Annotated in this window: 22 protein-coding genes; 12 read left to right on the top strand and 10 right to left on the bottom strand. The window is 65.7% G+C overall.

Going from position 1 to position 22,515, the window contains the following annotated elements; translation table 11 throughout:
- The first annotated feature begins 56 nt into the window (after nt 1–56).
- Nucleotides 57–866 carry a 4-hydroxy-tetrahydrodipicolinate reductase gene (dapB, locus tag CHB90_RS13495; protein WP_089278397.1) on the top strand — a complete coding sequence of 270 codons (810 nt, stop codon included), beginning with the start codon at nt 57–59 and terminating at the stop codon, nt 864–866.
- 301 nt (nt 867–1,167) lie between these two features.
- On the opposite strand, the gene CHB90_RS13490 is transcribed toward dapB, so the two are convergent.
- Nucleotides 1,168–1,362 (bottom strand): DUF1674 domain-containing protein, encoded by a 195-nt coding sequence (locus CHB90_RS13490; RefSeq protein WP_089278396.1) that lies wholly within the window; start codon nt 1,360–1,362, stop codon nt 1,168–1,170.
- Nucleotides 1,363–1,443: 81 nt separating this feature from the next.
- On the opposite strand from CHB90_RS13490, the gene CHB90_RS13485 reads away from it, so the two are divergent.
- The 7 genes from CHB90_RS13485 (at nt 1,444) to CHB90_RS13455 (ending at nt 10,119) form a co-directional block, all read left to right on the top strand.
- Nucleotides 1,444–2,691 carry an RsmB/NOP family class I SAM-dependent RNA methyltransferase gene (locus CHB90_RS13485; protein WP_089278395.1) on the top strand — a complete coding sequence of 416 codons (1,248 nt, stop codon included), beginning with the start codon at nt 1,444–1,446 and terminating at the stop codon, nt 2,689–2,691.
- A gap of 91 nt (nt 2,692–2,782) precedes the next feature.
- Complete coding sequence (locus CHB90_RS13480; protein ID WP_089278394.1) at nt 2,783–4,531, top strand: heparinase II/III family protein; 1,749 nt, start codon at nt 2,783–2,785, stop codon at nt 4,529–4,531.
- A gap of 42 nt (nt 4,532–4,573) precedes the next feature.
- Entirely contained in the window at nt 4,574–6,163 is a 1,590-nt protein-coding gene (gene purH, locus CHB90_RS13475) for a bifunctional phosphoribosylaminoimidazolecarboxamide formyltransferase/IMP cyclohydrolase (RefSeq protein WP_089278393.1), read from the top strand.
- A 120-nt stretch (nt 6,164–6,283) separates the two neighbouring features.
- Entirely contained in the window at nt 6,284–6,754 is a 471-nt protein-coding gene (gene lspA / locus CHB90_RS13470) for a signal peptidase II (RefSeq protein WP_089278409.1), read from the top strand.
- 51 nt (nt 6,755–6,805) lie between these two features.
- A complete protein-coding gene (locus tag CHB90_RS13465; protein ID WP_089278392.1) occupies nt 6,806–7,327 on the top strand; it encodes a DUF3035 domain-containing protein in 522 nt (173 codons plus the stop codon).
- 111 nt (nt 7,328–7,438) lie between these two features.
- A complete protein-coding gene (locus CHB90_RS13460; protein ID WP_089278391.1) occupies nt 7,439–8,803 on the top strand; it encodes a M16 family metallopeptidase in 1,365 nt (454 codons plus the stop codon).
- Entirely contained in the window at nt 8,800–10,119 is a 1,320-nt protein-coding gene (locus tag CHB90_RS13455) for a M16 family metallopeptidase (RefSeq protein ID WP_089278390.1), read from the top strand. Before CHB90_RS13460 ends, CHB90_RS13455 begins: the two co-directional genes overlap by 4 nt.
- Before the next feature lie 86 nt (nt 10,120–10,205).
- On the opposite strand, the gene dapA is transcribed toward CHB90_RS13455, so the two are convergent.
- The gene (gene dapA, locus CHB90_RS13450; protein WP_089278389.1) at nt 10,206–11,081 is read right to left on the bottom strand and encodes a 4-hydroxy-tetrahydrodipicolinate synthase; all 876 of its coding nucleotides are present in this window, start codon (nt 11,079–11,081) and stop codon (nt 10,206–10,208) included.
- Between the two features lie 146 nt (nt 11,082–11,227).
- On the opposite strand from dapA, the gene CHB90_RS13445 reads away from it, so the two are divergent.
- A complete protein-coding gene (locus CHB90_RS13445) occupies nt 11,228–13,180 on the top strand; it encodes a lytic transglycosylase domain-containing protein (protein ID WP_089278388.1) in 1,953 nt (650 codons plus the stop codon).
- A gap of 9 nt (nt 13,181–13,189) precedes the next feature.
- Here the strand turns inward: CHB90_RS13445 and CHB90_RS13440 are convergent, their stop codons facing one another.
- Together CHB90_RS13440 and mnmC2 are read right to left on the bottom strand one after the other, a co-directional pair.
- Entirely contained in the window at nt 13,190–14,059 is an 870-nt protein-coding gene (locus CHB90_RS13440) for a DMT family transporter (protein ID WP_089278387.1), read from the bottom strand.
- Nucleotides 14,060–14,121: 62 nt separating this feature from the next.
- The gene (mnmC2, locus tag CHB90_RS13435; RefSeq protein WP_089278386.1) at nt 14,122–14,796 is read right to left on the bottom strand and encodes a tRNA (5-methylaminomethyl-2-thiouridine)(34)-methyltransferase MnmC2; all 675 of its coding nucleotides are present in this window, start codon (nt 14,794–14,796) and stop codon (nt 14,122–14,124) included.
- Between the two features lie 49 nt (nt 14,797–14,845).
- On the opposite strand from mnmC2, the gene CHB90_RS13430 reads away from it, so the two are divergent.
- Entirely contained in the window at nt 14,846–15,880 is a 1,035-nt protein-coding gene (locus CHB90_RS13430) for an NAD(P)/FAD-dependent oxidoreductase (protein ID WP_089278385.1), read from the top strand.
- A gap of 6 nt (nt 15,881–15,886) precedes the next feature.
- Here CHB90_RS13430 and CHB90_RS13425 read toward each other — a convergent pair whose 3' ends face one another.
- From CHB90_RS13425 to ubiA, 6 genes are all read right to left on the bottom strand, one after another.
- Nucleotides 15,887–16,375: a hypothetical protein gene (locus CHB90_RS13425; protein ID WP_089278384.1), complete on the bottom strand. Its 489-nt coding sequence runs from the start codon at nt 16,373–16,375 to the stop codon at nt 15,887–15,889.
- A gap of 78 nt (nt 16,376–16,453) precedes the next feature.
- Entirely contained in the window at nt 16,454–16,897 is a 444-nt protein-coding gene (locus tag CHB90_RS13420; protein ID WP_089278383.1) for a MaoC family dehydratase, read from the bottom strand.
- A 104-nt stretch (nt 16,898–17,001) separates the two neighbouring features.
- The gene (locus CHB90_RS13415; protein WP_089278382.1) at nt 17,002–17,874 is read right to left on the bottom strand and encodes a TIGR01459 family HAD-type hydrolase; all 873 of its coding nucleotides are present in this window, start codon (nt 17,872–17,874) and stop codon (nt 17,002–17,004) included.
- A 94-nt stretch (nt 17,875–17,968) separates the two neighbouring features.
- Entirely contained in the window at nt 17,969–18,295 is a 327-nt protein-coding gene (locus CHB90_RS13410; protein WP_089278381.1) for a hypothetical protein, read from the bottom strand.
- On the bottom strand, nt 18,288–20,210 hold the full coding sequence (locus CHB90_RS13405) for an OmpA family protein (RefSeq protein WP_089278380.1): 1,923 nt from the start codon (nt 20,208–20,210) through the stop codon (nt 18,288–18,290). The genes CHB90_RS13410 and CHB90_RS13405 overlap by 8 nt, the downstream gene beginning before the upstream one ends.
- A gap of 60 nt (nt 20,211–20,270) precedes the next feature.
- Nucleotides 20,271–21,236, bottom strand: coding sequence for a 4-hydroxybenzoate octaprenyltransferase (gene ubiA, locus CHB90_RS13400; protein WP_089278379.1), 966 nt, complete (start codon nt 21,234–21,236; stop codon nt 20,271–20,273).
- A gap of 11 nt (nt 21,237–21,247) precedes the next feature.
- On the opposite strand from ubiA, the gene CHB90_RS13395 reads away from it, so the two are divergent.
- Both CHB90_RS13395 and CHB90_RS13390 read left to right on the top strand, forming a co-directional pair.
- Nucleotides 21,248–21,976 carry a 16S rRNA (uracil(1498)-N(3))-methyltransferase gene (locus CHB90_RS13395; RefSeq protein ID WP_170941062.1) on the top strand — a complete coding sequence of 243 codons (729 nt, stop codon included), beginning with the start codon at nt 21,248–21,250 and terminating at the stop codon, nt 21,974–21,976.
- On the top strand, nt 21,973–22,497 hold the full coding sequence (locus CHB90_RS13390) for a hypothetical protein (RefSeq protein WP_089278378.1): 525 nt from the start codon (nt 21,973–21,975) through the stop codon (nt 22,495–22,497). The genes CHB90_RS13395 and CHB90_RS13390 overlap by 4 nt, the downstream gene beginning before the upstream one ends.
- Nucleotides 22,498–22,515 lie beyond the last annotated feature (18 nt).

Genomic DNA, 22,515 nt, shown 5'->3' with positions numbered 1-22,515 from the left:
TTTGGCGGCAGGGGAGGCTAACAGGGGGCAAGGTGAGTGCGGCAAGGAGCGCGACGATGGAGGATTACGGTGTTGTGGTGACCGGCGTGTCGGGCCGGATGGGCCAGATGCTGGCGAAACAGGTGGTGGCGCATGAGGGGTTGCACCTGTGCGGCGCGCTGGAACGGGCAGGCCATCCGTGGATCGGCCAGGATCTGGGCCTTGCCATGGGTGGTGCTGCGCTGGGCGTGATGGTGTCGGACGACCCGCTGGAGGCCTTTGCCCGCGCCCATGCAGTGATCGACTTTACCGTGCCTGCCGCAACGGTGGCGTTTGCCGAACTGGCCGCACAGGCGCGGGTGGTGCATGTGATCGGCACCACGGGGCTCAGCGATGAGGATCTGGAAAAGATCGCACTGGCGGCGCGGCACGCGGTGGTCGTGCGCGCAGGCAACATGAGCCTTGGGGTGAACCTGCTGACCACGGTGACGCGGCAGGTGGCGGCGGCGCTGGACGCCGATTGGGACATCGAGATCGTCGAGGCACATCACAACCAGAAGGTCGACGCGCCCTCGGGCACCGCCTTGATGCTGGGCGAGGCCGCCGCCGAAGGGCGCGGCGTGGCGCTGGCGGATGTGTCGGACCGGGGCCGCGACGGCATCACCGGCGCACGCGCGCGCGGCGACATCGGCTTTCACGCGATCCGGGGTGGTGACATCGTCGGCGAGCACGAGGTGATCTTTGCCGCCGCCGGTGAGCGGATCGTGCTCAAACACATCGCCAGCGACCGGACATTGTTTGCACGCGGCGCGCTGAAGGCGGTGTTGTGGGGCCAGGGCAAGGGGCCGGGCGAATACGACATGCTGGATGTGTTGGGGCTGAAGTAACGCGCCCCCACGCTCCGGACAAAGCTTGCCCCACCCACCCACCCGCGCGCTTTGCCCGGACCGCGGGGGCGCGTGGTGTGGGGCTGATGCGGGGGGCGCTTCTGACTCACCAAGGCAAAAGCCTCAGAGCCGCCATCGCTTGATTTGCGCCTGACAGCGGACGTCGCACGCTGCAAGCAAAATGGCCGTCTCCCCGAAGGCGGGGGCCCTCGGCAATTTGGCGTGCAGCGCGCGCCCTCCGCCGTCTGTTTCGGCGCAAGCGATGGCGGCTCCGAGGCAAATGCCCAGAGGGCGCGCGGTCTCAGAAATCGATGGCGAGGCCTTTTTTCTCCCAGTCGCCATAGCGTACAGGTTCCGGCCCGTCGCGTCCGCCCAGTTCTCTAGGCAGGGCGTTTGCCTCGGCCTCTGCCATGGCGCGGCGTTCTGCGGCCTCGGCCAGCGCGCGTTGTGCGGCGCGGGGCAGGTCAGTGCGGTCAGTGCGGTCGGTTTCGGACATGGGCTTTCCTCGTCTTGTGCCTCCTGATATACGCCCGCCGGTCCGTGGGGCAACCCCGCCCCGCCTCACCGGAGAGTTCCCATGCCCGCATCGCCCAGCCCGGCCCGATTGGCCGCCGTCGACCTGCTGGATCAGGTTGTGGAACAGGGCCGCCCCCTGAGTGAGACCGACCGGCTGGACAAACTCGCCCCGGCGGACCGCGCGGCGGCACAACGTCTGGCCGCCGACACCTTGCGCGGGGTGGAGCGGGCCGACCGGCTGTTGAAGCCGCATCTGCGCAAGCGCCCGACGCCGCGCGTGTTGAACATCCTGCGGCTGGGCACGGTCGAGCTGTGCATGGGCGGTGCCGCGCATGGGGTGGTCAGCGATTGCGTCGATATTGCCGCTGCGGGCAAACACACGCAGGGCGCGCGTGGGCTGGTCAACGCAGTGCTGCGCAAGATTGCCGGTGAGGGGGTTGCGGCCTGGGGCAAGCTGCGCGTGCCGCGTCTGCCGAAATGGCTGCGTGAGCCGCTGGTGGCGGCCTGGGGGGCGGAGGTGGTCGGCGCGATGGAGCGCGCGCATTTCGAGGGCGCGCCGCTGGACCTGACGCCGAAACCCGGCGCGGATCTGTCGGCGCTGGAGGGAGACGCGCTGCCCACCGGCTCTGTGAGGTTGCGGCAAGCGGGGCAGGTGAGCGCGTTGCCCGGATTCGCCGCAGGCGACTGGTGGGTGCAGGATGCCGCCGCGGCCTTGCCCGCGCAACTGCTGGGCGATGTGGCGGGGCAAAGCGTGCTGGACATGTGCGCGGCCCCGGGTGGCAAGACACTGCAACTGGCCGCTGCCGGTGCCAATGTGACTGCGTTGGATCTGTCAGAGGCGCGGCTGACGCGGGTACAGGAAAACCTTGACCGGACCGGGTTGAAAGCGACGCTTGTGGCGGGGGATGCGCTGACCCACGCGGGCCAGTACGACGCCATTTTGCTTGATGCGCCCTGTTCGGCCACCGGCACCATTCGCCGTCACCCCGACCTGCCTTTTGCCCATGAGGGCGAGCGGATTGCCGATCTGATCGGGTTGCAAGCCGCAATGCTGGACCACGCGCTGACCCTGCTGAAGCCCGGCGGGCGGCTGGTCTTTGCCACCTGTTCGCTGATCCCCGATGAGGGCGAATGCCATGTCGAAGAGGCACTGGCGCGCCATCCGGGCCTGCGTGTGCTGCGCCCCGAGGCCCCTTGGATCGAAGACAGCTGGCGCTCTGACGAGGGCGGTTTGCGCCTCAGGCCCGATTTCTGGGCAGAGCGCGGCGGGATGGACGGCTTTTACATGGCGCTTTTGCAGCAAGGTTAACTCTTTGATGACTTCCTGAGGTGAGCGCGGTATCCTGACCGCAACAAGCCCGGAACGGGCGACCTTGAGGCAAATCGCAGAGCACCGGCACATGTCCACGGCGCGAAACTGGCGGACCACGCATGCGCGTTTGATGAACCGCATGCAGGCACGGATGGCAGCGCATGCGCGGCCAGCCGAGGGATTCGTATCGCAACCCGAACCGCGCACCGTCGGTTTTTTTGCCCGTGGCCGTCAGATGCTGGCGGGGAACCTGATGTTTGCCGGCCATCTGGTGCAGGCCGAGGGCCGCTCGATCTGGGCGATCGAGGCCCCGGATGCGGCCTTTCAGGAAGAAATACAGGGGTTTGCCTGGCTGGATGACCTGGCCGCCGTGGGCGACAGCAAGGCGCGCGCGCTGGCGCAGGACTGGCTGTGGGAGTGGATCCGGCGCTATGGCAAGGGCAAGGGGCCGGGCTGGTCGCCAGAACTGACCGGGCGGCGGTCGATCCGCTGGATTCATCACGCGCTGTTCCTGTTGCGCGGCCGCAAGGCCGACGACAGCGAGGCGTTTTACACCGCCCTTGCCGCGCAGACCCGTTTTCTAGCCAAGCGCGCCCATGTGGCCGCCCCCGGCTTGCCACGCTTTGAGGCGATGACCGGACTGCTGTATGCGGGCCTCTCTCTGCAGGGGATGGAGGCCCATGTGGCCCCCGCGCGGGAGGCGCTAGGCAGCGATTGCGCCCGGCAGGTGGATGCGCAGGGCGGCATTCCCACCCGCAACCCCGAGGAACTGCTAGAGGTCTTTACCCTGCTGACATGGGCGCAGCAGGCCTTGCATGAGGCTGATCTTGACCCCGACCCGCGCCATTTGGAAGCCATTCGCCGCATCGCGCCGACCCTGCGCACCCTGCGCCATGCGGACGGCGGGCTGGCGCGGTTTCACGGCGGCGGCCGGGGCCTTGAGGGGCGGCTGGACCGGGCGCTTGCGGCATCGGGAAACCGAAAAAGGCAGGCCGACGGGCTGGCCATGGGCTTTGCCCGGCTGTCGGCCCTGCGCACCTCGATCATTGTCGACGCGGCACCACCCCCCGGCGGGGCGGCCTCGGCCCATGCCCATGCCTCGACCCTCGCGTTTGAGCTGACCTCGGGCCGCAGGCCGTTGATCGTCAACTGCGGCTCCGGCGGTGGTTTTGGCGAGGATTGGCGCCGCGCGGGCCGCGCCACGCCGTCGCATTCCACGCTGTGCCTGCAAGGCTATTCCTCGGCCCGCTTGGGCGCGCCGCGCTGGCTGGGCGAAACCCGGCGCGAACTGCTGGAGGACGCGCCGCGCCATGTGCCGGTGCAGATGAGCCACCTGCCCGAAACCCTGCGCTTCGAGGGCGGGCATGACGGTTATGTCACTGTGCAGGGTCTGACCCATGCGCGCAGTCTTGAACTGTCGCTGGACGGGCGCGAACTCAAGGGCGAGGACTACCTCGTCGCGCTGGATGCGCCGTCGAAAAAGCGGTTCGACCGGGCGATGGATTCGATGAGACTGGCGGGCCTGCCGTTCGAGATCCGCTTTCACCTGCATCCAGAGGTGGACGTGGCGCTGGATATGGGCGGCACCGCCGTATCGATGGCGCAGCGCTCTGGTGAAATCTGGGTGTTCCGCTTTGACGGGGCGGCGGACATCTCTCTGGAGCCGTCAGTTTACCTCGAAAAGGGCCGTTTGCAGCCGCGTGCGACGAAGCAGGTCGTTTTATCCGGCCGCGCGATGCAGTATGCGACGCGCGTTCGCTGGTCGCTGGCCAAGGCGCAAGAGACGGCTTTTGCCGTCCGCGACCTTGTCCGCGACGAGGTGGACGAGACCGCGTAAGCGGCCTCTGGCCCGAGACAACTGAGACCCGAAGGAACATCCATGTCCGATCTGCAGCCCGTGCGCCGTGCGCTTCTTTCCGTATCCGACAAGACCGGCCTGATAGAGCTGGGGCAGGCGCTGGCCGCGCGGGGCATCGAACTGCTCTCGACCGGCGGATCGGCCAAGACGCTGCGGGATGCGGGGCTGGCGGTGCGCGATGTGGCCGACCTGACCGGCTTTCCCGAGATGATGGATGGTCGGGTCAAGACGCTGCACCCCAAGGTGCATGGCGGTCTGCTGGCGCTGCGCGACAACGGCATGCATGTGGCGTCGATGGCCGAACATGGCATCGTGCCGATCGACCTGCTGGTGGTGAACCTCTACCCGTTCGAGGCGGCGCTGGCGCGCGGGGCCGACTACGATGAGATGATCGAAAACATCGACATCGGCGGCCCGGCGATGATCCGCGCCGCGGCCAAGAACCACGCCTTTGTCACCACCATCGTCGATGTGCAGGACTACGACGCGCTGCTGGCGGAACTGGACGCCAACGATGGTCTGACCAGCATCGAGTTCCGCAAGCGGCAGGCGCAGATCGCCTATGCCCGCACTGGCGCCTATGACGCCGCCGTCAGCACATGGATGGCCGCCGCGATTGGTGAGCCCACCCCGCGCCGCCGGGTCTTTGCCGGGACGCTGGCGCAACCGCTGCGCTATGGGGAAAACCCGCACCAGAACGCGGCCTTCTACACCGATGGGTCAGAGCGCCCCGGCGTGGCGACCGCTGAGCAGCTTCAGGGTAAGGAGCTCAGCTACAACAACATCAACGACACCGATGCGGCGTTCGAACTGGTGTCGGAATTTCTGCCCACCGATGGCCCGGCCTGCGCAATCATCAAACACGCCAACCCCTGTGGCGTGGCCAAAGGCGCGACCATCAAGGAGGCCTACCAAAAAGCGTTCGATTGTGACCGCACCTCTGCCTTTGGTGGCATCGTGGCGCTGAACGGCGCGCTGGACGGCGAGACCGCAGAGGCCATCGCCGAGATTTTCACCGAGGTGGTGATTGCCCCGGCGATCCATCAGGACGCCAAGGACATCTTTGCCAAGAAGAAAAACCTGCGCCTGATCCTTGCCCCCGGTCTGGCCAACCCCGCACAGGCGGGCGTGGCGTGGAAACAGGTGTCCGGCGGTCTGCTGGTGCAGGACCGTGACAATGGCGCCCGCGCGCTGGACGATCTGAAAGTGGTGACCAAACTGGCCCCGACAGAGGCGCAGATGCAGGATCTGCTCTTTGCGTGGAAGGTTGCCAAACACGTCAAATCCAACGCCATCGTCTACGTCCGCGACGGGGCCACCGTCGGCGTCGGTGCAGGCCAGATGAGCCGGGTTGATTCGGCGATGATCGCCGCCAAAAAGGCAGAGCGCATGGCAGAGGCACTGGGCCTCTCCGCCCCCCTGACCCAAGGGTCCGCCGTGGCCTCGGACGCGTTTTTCCCCTTTCCTGACGGGTTGATGGAGGCCGCGGCCGCCGGTGCCACCTGCGTGATTCAGCCGGGCGGGTCGATGCGCGACGATGAGGTGATCGCCGCCGCCGATGAGGCCGGATTGGCGATGGTCTTTACCGGGATGCGCCACTTTCGCCACTAAGGGCAGGCCGGTACGGCGCGGGCAAAGCCGCTTGCGCCGCCTGCGGCAGGCCACTAGGTCTGCCGCGTCAAAACGGACAGTGCAGGAGAAACGGCAGTGGCACAGGCAAAGACAGGCGGCTTGCGACTGGTGTTCTGGGTGACGCTGGCTGTTTTCGTGCTGGACCAGGTGTCGAAATACCTTGTCGTACATGGCATGGGGCTGGCCAATCGTCTGTCGATCGAGGTTTTCCCGCCGTACCTGAATTTCCGCATGGCGTGGAATTATGGCGTCAACTTTGGCCTCTTTGCCGGGGACGCCACCGCAACCCGCTGGATCCTGATCTCTGTCGCGTTGGGCATCGTGCTGTTTGTCCTTGTCTGGATGCGCCGCGACCCGCCCGGGCGGCTGGGCCTGATCGCGGCGGGTTTTCTGATCGGCGGCGCGCTGGGCAATGTCATCGACCGGCTGATCTATGGCGCGGTGGCGGATTTTCTCAACATGTCCTGCTGCGGTTTCGACAACCCCTATGCGTTCAACGTGGCGGACATCGCGATCTTTGTCGGCGCATTCGGGCTGATCCTCTCTCCATCCGGCAAAAAGGCCCCGTGACGCCGGTTGCGAGATGGGTTAAGTCTGGCGAAACTCAAGTGGAGGACTGCGATGCGGCGGGCGCATCTTGTTGCAATCATTGGTCTGGCGGGCCTGGCCTCTTGCGCGGTTGTCGACCGCGACAAACCCCTGCGCGATCTGCGGACAAACAGTCCGCAGCCCGAGGAGTTTGCCATCGTCCCCAACAAGCCCTTGGTGCAACCTGAAAGCTATTCCGATTTGCCGCCCCCCACTCCGGGCTCGGCGAATCGCACGGATCTGACGCCCAAGGCCGACGCTGTCGCCGCCTTGGGGGGCAACCCCGCGCGGCTGGTCGCCCGGGGCGAAGGAGTGCCAGCGGGCGACGGTGCGTTGATCCAGCGCGCCAGCCGGTTTGGCCGCGACCCCAATGTGCGTCAGGAACTGGCGCAGACCGATGCACAGTTCCGCCGCTCCAAGTCGATCTTCAACTGGTCGATCGTGCCGCAGGACGACTATTACAAGGCGTACAAACGTGAGACGCTGGATGCCTATCGCTGGTTGAACATCTATCGCCGCGCCGGCGCAAAGACGCCGACCCCGCCGCCGCAATAACCCCTTTGGTCCCACACCCGGTCACGTCCGCGTCACACAGTGTCACGGCGGGTTGAAGTCGGGCCAGACCCGCGTACTTAATGCAGCATCCGAACAACATGAGGATGCTGCATGCGCCCCCTGACCCTGTTATTCGCTTTCGCCGTGTCTTGCGCGTCGACCATCGCCGCCTCTGCGCAGGAGGCGGGCAAAGTGACCACCTTCGGCCTCGACAATGGCATGGACGTGGTGGTGATCGAGGATCACCGTGCCCCCGTTGTTGTCCACATGGTCTGGTATCGCGCCGGATCGGCGGACGAACAGCCCGGCGTCTCAGGGGTTGCCCATTTTCTGGAACACCTGCTGTTCAAGGGCACCGATACGCTGGCCCCCGGTGAGTTCAGCGCCACGGTGGCGGCCAATGGCGGGTCGGACAACGCCTTTACCAGCTATGACACCACCGCCTATCACCAGCGCATTGCCGCTGACCGTCTGGGCCTGATGATGAAGATGGAGGCCGACCGCATGGTCAACCTCCGCCTGTCGGAGGCCGACATCCTGACCGAACGCGAGGTCATCATCGAGGAACGCAACCAGCGGGTCGAAAACAGCCCCGGTGCGCTGTTCCGCGAACAAAAGGACGCCGCCCTCTACCTGAACCACCCCTACGGCACGCCGATCATCGGTTGGCGCCATGAGATGGAGCAGTTGGATCTGGACGACGCGCTGGCCTACTACGGTGAGTATTACGCGCCCAACAACGCTATCCTGATCGTCGCAGGCGACGTGACCCCGGATGAGGTCCGCGCGCTGGCCGAAGAACACTATGCCCCGCTGCCGCCGAACCCGGACCTGCAACCGCGCGCCCGCCCGACAGAGCCGCGCCACCTGTCCGAACGCCGCATGACCTTTCGTGACCCGCGTGTTTCGCAGCCCTATCTGACCCGCAGCTACATCGCCCCCGCCCGCACCAGCGGCGCACAGCAAGAGGCTGCGGCCCTGTCCCTGCTGGCGCAGGTTCTGGCCGGTGGGCAGACCTCTGTCCTGACGCAAAAGCTGCAATTTGACAGCCGCAAGGCCGTCTACACCGACGCCTACTACGACGACACCTCGATGGATGTGGCCAACTTCACCCTTGTCATGGTGCCGACCCCCGGTGTCAGCCTTGAAGAGGGGGAGGCCGCATTGGACGCGGTGCTGGCCGAGCTGATCGAAACCGGCGTCGACGCCGGTCAGTTGGAGCGGATCAAGTTCCAGATCAAAGCCTCGCATATCTACGCGCTGGATAACCCCAACAGCATCGCGCGCCGCTATGGCAACGCGCTGACCACCGGGTTGACGGTGCAGGACGTGCAGGACTGGCCCGAGGTGCTGCAAGCGGTGACAGGGGATGACATCATCGCCGCCGCCAAAAAGGTCTTTGATCGCCGCCAATCGGTGACCGGCTACCTGATGGGCCCCGAGCAACAGACCCCGCTGCAGGAGGTGACGCAATGATCCGCCGTTTCGTATTGGCCGTCGGCCTGATCTGCGGCGGGTTCGCCGCCCATGCCGAAATCGACATTCAACAGGTCACCAGCCCCGGCGGGATAAACGCATGGCTGGTCGAGGAACCCTCGATCCCCTTTGTGGCGCTGGAAATCCGCTTCCTTGGTGGGGCGTCGCTTGACGAACCGGGCAAGCGTGGCGCGACCAACCTCATGGTTGGCTTGCTGGAGGAAGGGGCCGAAGGCATGGACGCCCGCGCCTTTGCCGAGGCCCGCGACGGCATCGCCGCGCGGTTCAGCTATGACGCAAGCGATGACACGGTGCGCGTGTCGGCCAAGTTCCTGACCGAAACGCAGGACGCGGCGGTCGATCTGCTGCGCGCCTCTCTGGTGGCACCCAGCTTTGACGAGGTGGCCATCGAACGGGTGCGCGAACAGGTGCTGTCCGGTCTGCGGTCCGACGCCACCGACCCGGATGAGATCGTGGGCAAGGCGTTCTACAGCGCGATCTTTGGCGACCACCCCTATGGATCGTCGGAAAACGGCACCATTGAAACCGTGACCGCATTGACCCGCGATGACCTGATCACCGCCCATCGCAACGCCCTTGCGCGCGACCGCATCTATGTCGGCGCGGCGGGGGACATCAGCGCCGAAGATCTTGGCGCGCTGCTGGACACACTTTTTGCCGATCTGCCCGAAACCGGCGCGCCGCAGCCTGCGGATGTGGACGTGCAAACCACCGGTGGCGTGACCGTGGTGCCCTTTGACACGCCACAATCGGTTGCCATGTTCGGCCACAAGGGCATGAAGCGCGATGACCCGGACTTTTTCGCCGCCTATGTGATGAACACGATCTTTGGCGGCGGCGGGTTCGAGGCGCGGCTGATGCATGAGGTGCGCGAAAAACGCGGCCTGACCTATGGCATCTATTCTTATCTCTCGCCGCGCGAACATGCGGAACTGTTCCTTGGCCGCGTCGCCTCGGCCAATGACCGCATCGGTGAGGCGGTCGAGGTGATCCGCGATGAGTGGTCCAAAATGGCCTCTGATGGCGTCACGCCAGAGGAACTGGACCGTGCCAAGACCTATCTGACCGGGGCCTATCCGCTGCGGTTTGACGGCAACGCGCCGATTGCGCAGATCCTTGTAGGGATGCAGATGGACGATCTGACGCCCGACTACATCACCACACGCAACGCCAAGATCGAGGCGGTGACGCAGGAGGATGTAGAGCGGGTGGCGGCAGAACTGCTGAAGCCTGAGGATCTGCTGTTTGTGGTTGTCGGTCAGCCAGAGGGGCTGGAGGCGACGGTGGGCCAATAGACACACGCCGCAACCGGAAACGAAAACGGGCCGGAAACTGTGCGGTTTCCGGCCCGACCTGTCTGTGGACTCCGTGCTGGCCTAGATCACTTCAGCAAACCGGCATGCACCAGCGCCACGTCCATCTTGGCCTTGGTGGCATCGGTCAGCGGCAGCAGCGGCAGGCGCACCTCTTCGGAACACAGCCCCAGCCGCGCCATGCCGTATTTCGCACCCACCAGACCCGGCTCGGTAAAGATGGCCTGATGCAGCGGCATCAGCTTGTCCTGAATTTCCAGCGCCTTGGCGTAATCCCCGGCAAGGCAGGCCTCTTGCAGTTGCGAACACAGCTTGGGCGCGACATTGGCGGTGACAGAGATACAGCCCACGCCGCCTTGGGCGTTGAACCCGTGCGCGGTGGCATCCTCACCAGAGACCTGGATGAAATCCGGGCCGCAGGTGATCCGCTGCATGCAGACCCGCGCCAGATCCGCCGTGGCGTCCTTGACGCCGACAATACGCGGCAGCTTGGCCAACTCACCCATGGTGCCGGGCAGCATGTCCACAACCGACCGGCCGGGGATGTTGTAGATGATGATCGGAATATCGGCGCTGTCATGCACGGCGGTGAAATGCGCGATCAGTCCGGCCTGGGTCGGCTTGTTGTAATAGGGTGTCACAACCAGCGCGCCATTGGCCCCCACGCGGGCGGCGTATTGGGTGAACCGGATCGCCTCGGCGGTGTTGTTTGACCCGGCCCCGGCGATCACCGGGATGCGGCCTGCCGCGGCCTCGACCACGCAGGCGATGACCTCTTCGTGCTCTCGGTGGGTCAGGGTCGGGCTTTCGCCGGTTGTCCCCACAGGCACCAGCCCGTGAGAGCCTTCGGCGATGTGCCACTCGACCAGCTTTTTGAGCGTGTCGAAATCCACGGCGCCGTCCTTGAACGGCGTGACCAGGGCAGGCATTGAACCTTGAAACATGACACGCTCCTTTCGTTTGTCGCTGTCCGGCGTTTGTTACGGTGGAAACCCGCCGACCCCTCAACTATGTGAGTTGCATGGCCGCGCGCCGGACGTATCCTCTGCAAGAAGCGTCTATTCCTTTTCATCACGGAAAAAGCAAGTCGATGTCACGTCTCCTTGCCTTGTTGTTGCTGCTTGTCACCGCTCTGCCCGTACTGGCGCAAGAGCGCGGTGCAGGTTTGGCCAAGGCCATGCAATCCATGCGCGAAGGCAACTGGGCCGCGGCCCGGATTGCGGCGCGTGCCGACGGGCAGGCGGCGGTGGATGTCATCCTGTGGCACGCGCTGCGCGCGGGCCGGGGCGACGTCCGCGAAGTGCAGGATTTCATTGCCCGTCACCCGGATTGGCCGGGGATGGATTACCTGCGCGAAAAATCCGAACCCACCATGTCAGAGGCCACGGCCGAGTCGATCCGCGCCTTTTTCGACGGTAATCTGCCGCAGACCGGCAGCGGCGCTTTGGCGATGGCGCGGGCGCATATGGCCGCCGGGGACGAGGGCGCAGCGCAGGCCGATATCGTGTTGGCGTGGCGCACCCTGTCGATGACCTCGGACGAACGGCGCGCTTTCATTGAAAACTGGGGCGATATCCTGCGCGACCACCACGTTGCCCGGCTGGACATGGCGCTGTGGCAAGGGTGGAGCGGCAATGCCGGTCAGATGATGAGCCTTGTAGACGACGGCTGGCAGGCGCTGGCACAGGCGCGGATCGCGCTGCGCACCTCTGCCCCCGGCGTCGACACGCTGATTGCCAAGGTGCCTGCCGAGCTTGCCGATCATCCGGGCCTTGCCTTTGAACGGTTCCAGTGGCGCGTGCGCAAGCGGCGCACAGCGGACGCGATCGAACTGCTGCGCCAGCAATCCACTAGCCGCGCGACACTGGGCGAACCCTGGGCCTGGGCGCCCGAACGGGTTGATCTGGCCCGCGAACGGATGCGCGACGGCGCCTACGCCGAGGCCTATGAGATCGCCGCCCACCACTGGCTGGTCGAAGGATCAGAGTTCGCCGAACTGGAATGGATCGCCGGTTTTCTGGCGCTGCGCTATCTCGACCGCACCGATCTGGCGGTCGCCCATTTCGAGAATTTCCGCGATGGCGTCTGGACGCCGATCTCTGTCGGGCGCGCGGGCTATTGGCTGGGCCGCGCCTATGAGGCCGCCGGTCAGGCCGACAAGGCGAAAGAGGCCTACGCCCACGGCGCGCAGTTCCAGACCTCGTTCTACGGGCTGCTGGCCGCCGAACGCGCCGGCCTGCCGCCCAGTCCGACCCTGTCGGGGATTGAGCCGTTCGGCGACTGGCGCAACGCGGAGTTCGCCAAATCCAGCGTCTTCGAGGCGGGCATTCTGCTGCTCGCCGCCGGTGAGATCAGCCTCGGCGAACGCTTTCTCACCCATCTGGCCGAATCGCTGGACCGCACCGGCATGGGCCAGATGGGTACCATGTTGATGGACATGGGCCGCCCGCATATCCAGGTCATGCTGGGCAAGCGCGCGGCACAATTCGGCATCGAACTGCCGGGGCCGTACTATGCGCTCGACCCGCGGGTGACAGAGGGCGAATACCCGGTGCCCAAGGAAATGGTGCTGGCCATCGCGCGGCGCGAATCTGAATTTGACCCCGGCGTGATCTCTGGCGCGGGGGCGCGCGGCTACATGCAGCTGATGCCCGGCACGGCGAAACTGGTCTCGGGGCAGTTGGGCATCGAATACGACATAGACCGCCTGCTCAGCGATCCGGCCTACAACGCGCGGCTGGGATCGAACTACCTTGCCGGTCTGGCGGACCGGTTCGATGGCAACGCCGTGATGATGTCGGCAGGCTACAACGCCGGTCCGGGGCGTCCAGTGGGCTGGATGGACCGCTTTGGCGACCCGCGCAAAGGCGACATCGACATCATCGACTGGATCGAAATGATCCCCTTTGATGAGACGCGCAACTACGTCATGCGCGTCACCGAAAGCCTGCCGGTCTACCGCGCCCGTCTGGGCAAACCGCCGCATCCGGTGCCGTTCAGCCAGGAACTGCTGGGCAACACGCTGCAATCGGCGGTCCGCTGAGGGCCGCGATTAGCCGCGCGCCTGCCGTTCCCGCCACAGGGTAAACAGCCCCGCCGCCACGATCAGCCCCGCGCCAAGGCCGACGTTCCAGCGGATGCTTTCGCCAAACACCGCGATGCCCAGCGTGCTGGCAAAGACCAGTTGCAGATAGGCAAAGGGTTGGACTGCGCTGGCCTCTGCCACCTCGAAACAGCGGATCATCAGGTAATGCCCGCTGGCCCCGGTGATGCACAACAGCCCCATCCACAGCCAGTCCGAACCTGTCATCGGCACCCAGAACCCGACCCCGATGGCCGTGGCCACCACCACCCCGGCGACCCCGGTGTAGAAAAACGATGTCGTGGCGCTGTCCGCCCGCGCCACATAGCGCGTCAACAGCGCGTAGAGCGCGAACATCGTGGCCGCCAGCAGCGGGATCGCCGCGTAGGGGGAAAACACCCCGCCCGACGGTTGCAGGATGATGATCACCCCGACAAACCCGATGCCGATGGCCACCCAGCGCCGCCAGCCCACGCGCTCACCCAGAACCGGGCCGGACAGAGCCGCCACCAGCAGCGGATAGACCGCAAAGACCGCATGGCTTTCGACCAGTCCCAGAAAGACAAAGGCCAGCACCATGACGTTGATTTCCACCACCAGCAGCGCGCCGCGAAAGACCTGCAACCACGGAAACGCGCTCTGTGCCGCCGCCCGCAACCCGCCCGACTTGCGCGCCGCCACCGCCAGCACAAAGGCGGCAAAGAACCAGTAGCGGATCATCACCACCATCATGGTGTTGTATTCCGCCGCCAGATGCCGCGAAATCCCGTCCTGCAAGGCAAAGACAAAGGTGGTGGCGACCATCAGCCAGATGCCAAGACGGGTGTTCTGCTCAGCCATGAGGCGCGCTTTCTGTGTGGTGGGTGGGGTGGGGGCGACCGCCCGCCGTCTGCGCCGCCGGGTCAGGCGCTCGCAATCGGTTTTGTGGCAATCGTCATGTGACGCTTTCGGCCATAGCCCGACACGCGCATGACCTCAAGCCCCGCAGCCGCCAGCGCCCGGCGCACATGGCCCGCCGCCGTATAACTCGCCGCCGTGGCGCCGGGGGCCATGTGGCGGGCCACCTGTGCCATCAAATCGGCGTTCCACAGCTCGGGGTTCTTGGCGGGCGAAAACCCGTCCAGGAACCATGCGTCCACCGCGCCGGGCCACTCGGGCAGGGTTTGCCGCGCGTCGCCCTCGATCATCTGGAACGTCAGGTCGGGCAGGGCAAAGGCGTGCTGCCCCCAAAGCGGCGCCAGTTCCTGCGCCAAGGGGGCAAGTTCGGGAAACGCCTGTTGCGCGCGGATCATCTGTTCCGGCGTCAGCGGATAGGCCTCGAACGTGGTGAAGAACAGCCTGCCGCGCTGGCCGCTCTGCCGCCACAGGTCCAGTGCCGCCAACAGGTTCAACCCGGTGCCGAACCCCAGTTCGGCAATGTGGAACCCGTCGCCAAATCGGTCCGGCAACCCGTTGCCGGTCAGAAACACATGCCGCGTCTCGGCCAGCCCGTTTTCCAGCGAGAAATATGGATCGTCAAACCGGGTCGACACCGGGGTGCCCTTCCGCCAGTCCAAACCTGCGCTCTGGTCGGCCATCGCATTGTTCCTTATCAACGGCCCCAAGTTCTGGCGAGGAGTGGCAGCAATGGCAAGCGTCGACGTGACGGTGCGCGGGGCAGGGATCTTTGGCCTGTCGGTGGCTTGGGCCTGCGTGCGGCGGGGCGCGCGGGTGCGCGTGGTCGATCCTCACGGTCCGGGGGCCGGATCATCCGGCGGAGTCGTGGGGGCGCTGGCCCCGCATGTGCCGGAAAACTGGAATGAGAAAAAGGCGTTCCAGCTCGACAGCCTGCTGATGGCCGAATCCTATTGGGCAGAGGTTCACGACACCGGCGGCGTCAGCGCGGGCTACGCGCGCAGCGGCCGGTTACAGCCCTTGGCCGATGAGCACGCGCTGACACTGGCCCAGCAGCGCGCCGCCGGGGCGGCGACGCTCTGGCAGGGTAGGGCGGTCTGGCAGGTGATCCCGCAGGTCGCGGCGGGTGCCTTCGCGCCGCTGTCGCCCAGCGGCTATCTGATCCACGACACCCTGACCGCCCGCATGTGCCCGCGCCGCGCCTGCGCCGCGCTGGTCGCCGCGCTGGAGGTGTCAGGCACTCAGATCGTCACAGAGGCGCCAGATGCCGGCGCGGTGATCTGGGCCACCGGCTGGCAGGGGTTGCTGGATCTGTCAGACGATTTGGGCCGCAAGATCGGCGATGGCGTCAAGGGACAGGCCGCGCTACTGCGCTTTGCCGCCCCCGACGCGCCGCAGCTGTTTGTCGACGGGTTGCACATCATCCCCCACGCGGATGGCACCGTGGCCGTCGGCTCTACCTCCGAGCGGGAGTTTGACGCCCCCACCAGCACCGACGCCCAATGCGATGCGCTGGTGGATCGCGCCTGCGCGGCAGTGCCTGCGCTGCATGGCGCTGCGGTGCTGGAACACTGGGCCGGCGTACGTCCGCGTGCCCGGACCCGCGCGCCGCTGCTGGGCGTATGGCCGGGACGCGACGGTCAGTACGTCCTCAATGGCGGGTTCAAGATCGGCTTTGGCATGGCCCCCAAACTGGCCGAGGTCATGGCTGATCTGGTGCTGGAGGCGCGCGACACCATCCCCGAGGGCTTTCGCCTGATCGCCTGAGGCGGCTCAGTAGACCCAGCCAACCCCCGGCTCCCACCGCAGTCCGGCGCGCGCCTTGCCGTCCGACAACCCGTTGGAATAGGGGAAATCAATCGCCGGACGCTGGCAGGTCAGCGTGGCAATCTCGCGCCCGCCCTTGGACACGGTCACGCCGCCATACATCGCATTCGCCAGGTTGTTGCCCTGGTACTGCCGATCGACGCCGCCGTGCACCAGATAGGTGTAGCCGCCGTTGTAAAACGCGACCTCTTCCCAGATGTCGCGCCCGACGCCGGGCCATGGGCGGTAATCCAACGTATCGTAGCGTTCCACCAGCTCCAGTTCGGGCCGCCCCTGCGGACCAAAGCGGTACACCGCGCCGTAGGATTCAGCGCAGACCTCCAGTTGTTTGGAACTCCCCTCCACCCGGCACCACAAAAACGTGGTGTCAGCAGAGGAACAGGCGGCGGCGGCAGGACCGGCGGCCAACAGGATCAGGGGCAATATGCGCAACATGGGAATACCTCGGGAGGAAAGATCCCCCCAAGGGTACGCCGATTTGCGGCCCGCGCGATAGAGTAGGTTTTCCCGACCTCAGTCGAATTTGCGCGACGGGGCCAGCACCTTGGCCTCGCCAATCAGGACTTTCTTGCCGTCCACCGCGCAATGGGTTTCCAGCGTCACCCGGCGCTTGGCATGGTCGATATCGACCACCTTGACCTCGGCATAGACCATGTCGCCGGGGCGGACAGGGCCGAGAAACTTCAGCGTCTGGCCCATGTAGACCGTGCCATGCCCCGGCAGTTGCTCACCGATCACCGCAGAGATCAGCCCGGCGGTCAGCATCCCGTGGGCGATCCGCCCCTCAAAGATGGTGTCCTGCGCATAGTCATCGTCCAGATGCACCGGGTTCCGGTCGGTCGACACCTCTGCGAACATCTCGATGTCCCGATCCGTCACCTGTTTGCGCAGGTAACGGGTCATCCCCATTTCGATGTCTTCGATGCAAATCGTGCCGCGAGGCATATTGTCCAACATCCGGCCCTCCATGTGCAGGTCGCTCGGTAATAAATGCGCGCCAAACCGGCGCTTTCGGTAATTTTATTACTTTGCGACCGCAGCAATGGCAAGCAAAATCTGACCTAGCGCAACATGCCGATAGAGTAGCTGGGGTTGATCATTTCCTTTTCCACATAGGCGTTTAGCGCCTCTGCCTCGGGCTGCTGCGACGTTTTGGTCTCTGCCCGCGCCAACCCGCCGGTGATGAACAGGGAATCGATGTCCTCGCCCATGGCGCCGTCAATGTCGGTGTGCGCGCCGTCGCCGATGGCGAGGATCTCGGCGTCCTGCACCCCCATGCGGTGCTTTGCCAGACGGCGGCGGGCAAGGTCATAGATCGGCGGATAGGGCTTGCCGAAGTACAGGCTCTCGCCGCCCATCTCGGTGTAGAGTTTCGCCAGCGCACCGGCGCACCACTCGCGCCGCTCACCCCGGTCCACGACAATATCCGGGTTGGCGCAGAGCAGCTTCAGCCCCTTTTGCTTGGCATACAGGAACTGCGGCCGGTTCACCGCCGGATCGGCGTGCGGGTCAAACGGGCCGCAACAGACGATGCCCTCGGCCTCTTCCAGCGGAACCTGTTCAATCTTGACCGGGTCGTCGATGATGTTGAGCGGGGCAAAAAACGTCTCGTCGAACGTCTGCCCCATGAACCACACCTTGGACCCCACCGCGCCCCGGAACATCGCGGCGCGCGCGCTGTCTCCCGACGTGGCGATATCGTCCCAGGCGTCCTGCGGCACGCCAAAGCGGTCCAGTTGCTTGGCCACCTCGTGGCGCGAACGCGGGGCGTTGGTCACCAACACAACACAGCCACCGCGCGCGCGATAGGCCTGCAGCGCCTCGACGGCTGAGGGGATCGCACTCAGGCCGTCATGAACACAACCCCAAAGGTCGACGAACAGCGCGTCGTATCGGTCGGAAATCTCGGATAGGGAGTCGATGATCTGGGTCATGGCGGGGGTCCTCGTCACACGTCTGTTGACGTGGTCATCCCACATACCGCCGCCGCTGGAAAGCCCGGTGCCGCAAGGGTCCGGGCCGGGCTGGTCAGGCCTGATTCATCCGCTCGACGTAGACGCGCATTTCCTCGGCGTCGGACCGCGCTTCGCGCAATCCGTCCATCGCGGCACCCAGTTCGGCCTCGGCCTGCGCCAGCTGATTGGTCAGCTCGGCCTCGCGCTGTTGCAGATAGGTGATCGCCTGATCGCGGGTTTCCTCGGCCTCGTGCAGTTCCTGGCTCATCTTTTCCAACTGGTCCATGTCGGCCTGACTGACCCGCTTGAACCGATGCACCAGCCAATGCGCGAACCAGCCCAGCAGGAAGGCCACGAACAGGATGATCGCGGTTGTCACGATGAATTCGCCTCTATTCATCCGCTGTCCCTTCGCCCGCCGGGGGTTTGGCCGCATCCGGATCGGCCGCATCTGCCGCCACCGGATCCGAGTCGCCCGGATCTTTGTCCTCTTCACCCGCTTCGGCGGTGGGTTTCAAGAGCTTGAATTCGATCCGCCGGTTTGCTTCGCGGCCTTCTTCGGTGTCATTGTCGGCGATGGGCAGCGCCTCACCGTAGCCTTTGACCGAATAGGCCCGCACCGGCACCCGCCGCACACGCAGCGCATCCAGCACCGCCTGTGCCCGGTCACGGCTCAGTTCCTCGTTCATGATCTCGCGGCCCTGGCTGTCGGTGTGGCCGCCGATCTCCAGCGGGATGTCGCCGCATTGTTTCAGCAGGTCGGCCAGTTCGTCCATCAACCCGTTGGCCGAGGCGTCCAGCGTGGCAGAGCCGGGTTCAAAGGTGATCTTGCGATTGCCGATGATCTGGACAATCTTCGCTTCGCATTCCTCGGGTGTGGGAATGGCGGCAATCGGGTCCAGCGCCTCGACATATTCCACGTCGATCTCAAAGGCGGTGGCCTCGCCCAGCTTGGACACCAGCAGATCCGCGATTTGCGTGCTGGCATCGGCGTTGCCGGTCTTGCCGGAAATAGTCAACATGTCCGGCGTCACCGTGACCGCCCCATGCGCCAGCAAAGACAGCGCCTCCAGCGCCGCCAGGGTGCGCATCGACCAGTCGTTCGGCATGCCTTCGGTCACGCGCGCGGCGGTATAGACAGAGGCAGAGCTGAACAGCGCGCGGGCATAGCTGTCGGCGGTGGTGCGCGCCTGTTCCGACGCCAGTCGACCGCGCAGTTGCACGCCGCCCTCGGGGCTGAGCGTGGCGATGAACTCGGGGATACCTTCTGGCGGTGTCTCGGGGGCCTTGGGCAGCACGGCGGTCAGGGCAAAGATATCAGGCAGAGCGGCGTCCAGCTCACCGACGATGCGGTCGAACAGGGCCTGATTGGTGCCTTCGGTGGCAACCAGAGAGATATCGGCATTCGAAAAGGTCAGCGTGCCGCCGCCCAGTTCCGCCAGCTTGGCAATGGCGATTTCGGCGGCATCGGCCCAGCGGCGCGACGGCACGCCCAGACCCAGACGGCAGGTGGCCTTGCCCTCCAGCCCGGCCTTTCCGGCGGCGCGCAGGATACGGTCGCGCGCCGCTTCGGTGTCGGCAGAGCAGGCATCGAACCGCGCGCCGCCGTCGTCCAGCGAAAAGCGCAGGATGAAAGGAGAGATCACCGGGCGCGGCGCGGTCAGGTCCAGTGCAAGGCGCATGTCCTCGGGCTTGCGCCGCGTCAGCGCGGTTTCCAGACGGCTGCGCGCCTCCGGGCTTTCGGTTGTCGCCTTGATCGACACGCGGCCCGCCTCGACCGACACCTTGGACCGGGGTAGGTCGCGCAGGGAGGTTGCGGCGTAGTCCAGCGCCGCGTCCCAGCCGTCGGGGGCGGGGAAATCGGCGCTTTCCAGCAGGTCGGTCACTTCGACGCCTTCTGCCAGACGACTGAATCTTTCGACCAGTGCGGCGCGGTCGGTGTCGGCGGGCACCAGGCCGATCACCGACACGCCCGAATCGTTGCGCAGGATTTCCACTGAAAAGCTGGGCGGCGCGTGGTCATCGGGTTCCACGACCAGCATCTGGTCGATCACGCGGCTGGCGTCCACCACCCGGCCCGCGGCGCTGAGCGCCTGAAACCTTGTCGCCTCGTCCGGGGCGGTCCCGAACAGATAGACCTGCAGGCCGTTGGTATCGACCTCGGCCCATGTCAGCCCGTCGGCGTCAAGTTCCGACAACACGCCCGTCATGGAGGCGCGCTCAACCGCGCGTGCGGCAAAGTTCGCGGCCACAAGGCTCATTCCGCCCGCAGCGAGAAAGATACCACCGGTGATAAACAGCGAGGAGAGGCGCATGGGCGCTGTGTTTTCCTTGTTATTTCAATCCCTGATACGCAAGCACGGGGGCCTCTGCAATCAGGCGATCAGGGCGATGGCGAAAAACAGCACAGGCAACAGGCCCGCATCCCGGTTCGACCTGAAAAGACTGAGCAATCTGTCGTTGTCATCCAGCTTGACCCGGCCCAACTGCCAGACCATGTGCCAGCCCATCGCCCACGGCCCCGCGATCATCACGATCAACGCCAGCAGGTTGCCATCCGGCGCGGCCATGACAATCGCCAGCCCCATCAGCACAACCGTGGCCACTAGGAACCGACGCAGCCATTTCGGCGTCGCGTCGCCAAACAGCCGCGCGGTGGACTTCACCCCGATCAGCGCGTCGTCTTCGGTGTCCTGATGGGCATAAATCGTGTCGTAAAACAGCGTCCACGCCATGCCCGCCAGATACAACAGCACCGCCGGCCACTCCAGCCGCCCGCTATGCGCCGTCCACGCCAGCAGCGCGCCCCAGTTAAAGGCGATGCCCAGAAACACCTGCGGCCACCATGTGAACCGCTTGGCAAACGGATAGACCGCGACGGGCAGCAGGCTCAGCACCCCCAGCATCACGGCCAAAGGGGGAAAGCTCAGCAGGATGGCCAGCGAGATCAGGCATTGCACCACGGCCCACGCCAACGCCTGTTTCACAGACACCTGACCCGATGGAATGGGCCGCGACGCCGTCCGCGCCACCGATCCGTCAATCCCCCGGTCGGTGATGTCGTTCCATGTGCAGCCTGCGCCGCGCATCAGCACCGCGCCAATCCCGCACCCGGCAAAGATCCACAGATCGAACCACCGCGCCTGCCCGTCATGGACCATCGACAGCAACAGCCCCCACCAGCACGGCAGCAACAGCAGCCAGGTGCCGATGGGGCGGTCCGCCCGGCTGAGGCGCAGATAGGGTCGCGTCCACGCGGGGGCATACAGATCGACCCAGTTGCCGCGCACGGCGTCGGCAACCTGACCCTCGGCCTCTGGTCTCTCTTGCGTGCCGGACATATGTTCCCCCCATGACAGTGCAGACACCGAAAATCCGCCTCTATGTAGAGCACCCCTTGGGGCAGGAACAACAGGTCGGCCTGTCGCGGGAGCAGGCGCATTACCTCTTCGGCGTGATGCGGCTGACAACCGGCGCGCAGGTGACGCTGTTCAACGGCCATGACGGCGCATGGCGGGCCGAGGTGACGGAGGCCGCAAAACGCGGCGGCACGCTGGAATGCCGCGCACAGACCGCGCCACAAACCCTGCCGCCGGACCTGTGGCTGCTGTTCGCCCCGATCAAAAAGGCGCGCACCGACTTCATCGTCGAAAAATCGGTTGAGATGGGGGTGCGCCGCATCCTGCCGGTCCAGACCGCCTTTACCAATTCCGAACGCATCCGGCAGGACCGCCTGCAGGCCCACGCCACAGAGGCGGCAGAGCAATGCGGCGCGACATACGTCCCTGAAGTCACCGATCTGCACCGCCTCGACCGCCTGCTGGGCGACTGGCCAGAGGACCGCCAATTGATGTTCTGCGATGAGGCCCGCGCCGGTCAGCCCGCCACCCTGCCGCACAGCCCCGGCCCATGGGCCATCCTGATCGGGCCAGAGGGCGGCTTTTCCGACGATGAGCGCGCCAAACTGCACGCGCTGCCCTTTGCCCATGCCATCGCCCTTGGCCCGCGCATCCTGCGTGCCGACACCGCCGCCGTCGCCGCGCTGACGATCTGGCAAACCACGCTAGGAGACTGGCAATGATCCGCCCCGCCGCCGCTGCCGCCCTCAAACGCTGGCAAGAGGCGCTGATCGGCGGCGTCGTCATCCTGCTGGGCCTCTACTGGGGCTTTCTGACCGGCGGCGGGCTGCTGCACTGGGTCGGCTATGTGGTGATCGCGATTGGCATCGCCCTCACCGTCACCGGCATCCAGCGCGCGCGCTTTCGCACCGGCGATGATGGCCCCGGCGTGGTGCAGGTCGTGGAACGCCGGATCAGCTATTTCGGCCCGCTGTCCGGCGGCATCGTCGATCTGGACGCGCTGGAGGCGCTCAGCCTTGATCCGACCTCCAAACCGCCGGTCTGGCTGCTGATGGCACCGGGTCAGCCGCGCCTTGAAATCCCGCTGACCGCCAAGGGCGCGGATCAGCTGTTTGACGCCTTCGCCACCCTGCCGGGCATCCGCACCGAACACATGCTGCGCCAGATGCAAGAGCGCGCCGCACATACGGTTGTCATCTGGCGCGCGGCCTCTGTGCGCAACGCGGCGCGCCGTCTGCATTGACACTCTGCCCGATTGGCG

The sequence above is a fragment of the Antarctobacter heliothermus genome, assembly GCF_900188425.1.
Taxonomy (GTDB): domain Bacteria; phylum Pseudomonadota; class Alphaproteobacteria; order Rhodobacterales; family Rhodobacteraceae; genus Antarctobacter; species Antarctobacter heliothermus.
The sequence above is the reverse complement of the archived record's forward strand: the minus strand, read 5'-3'. Positions and strand labels throughout refer to the sequence as shown.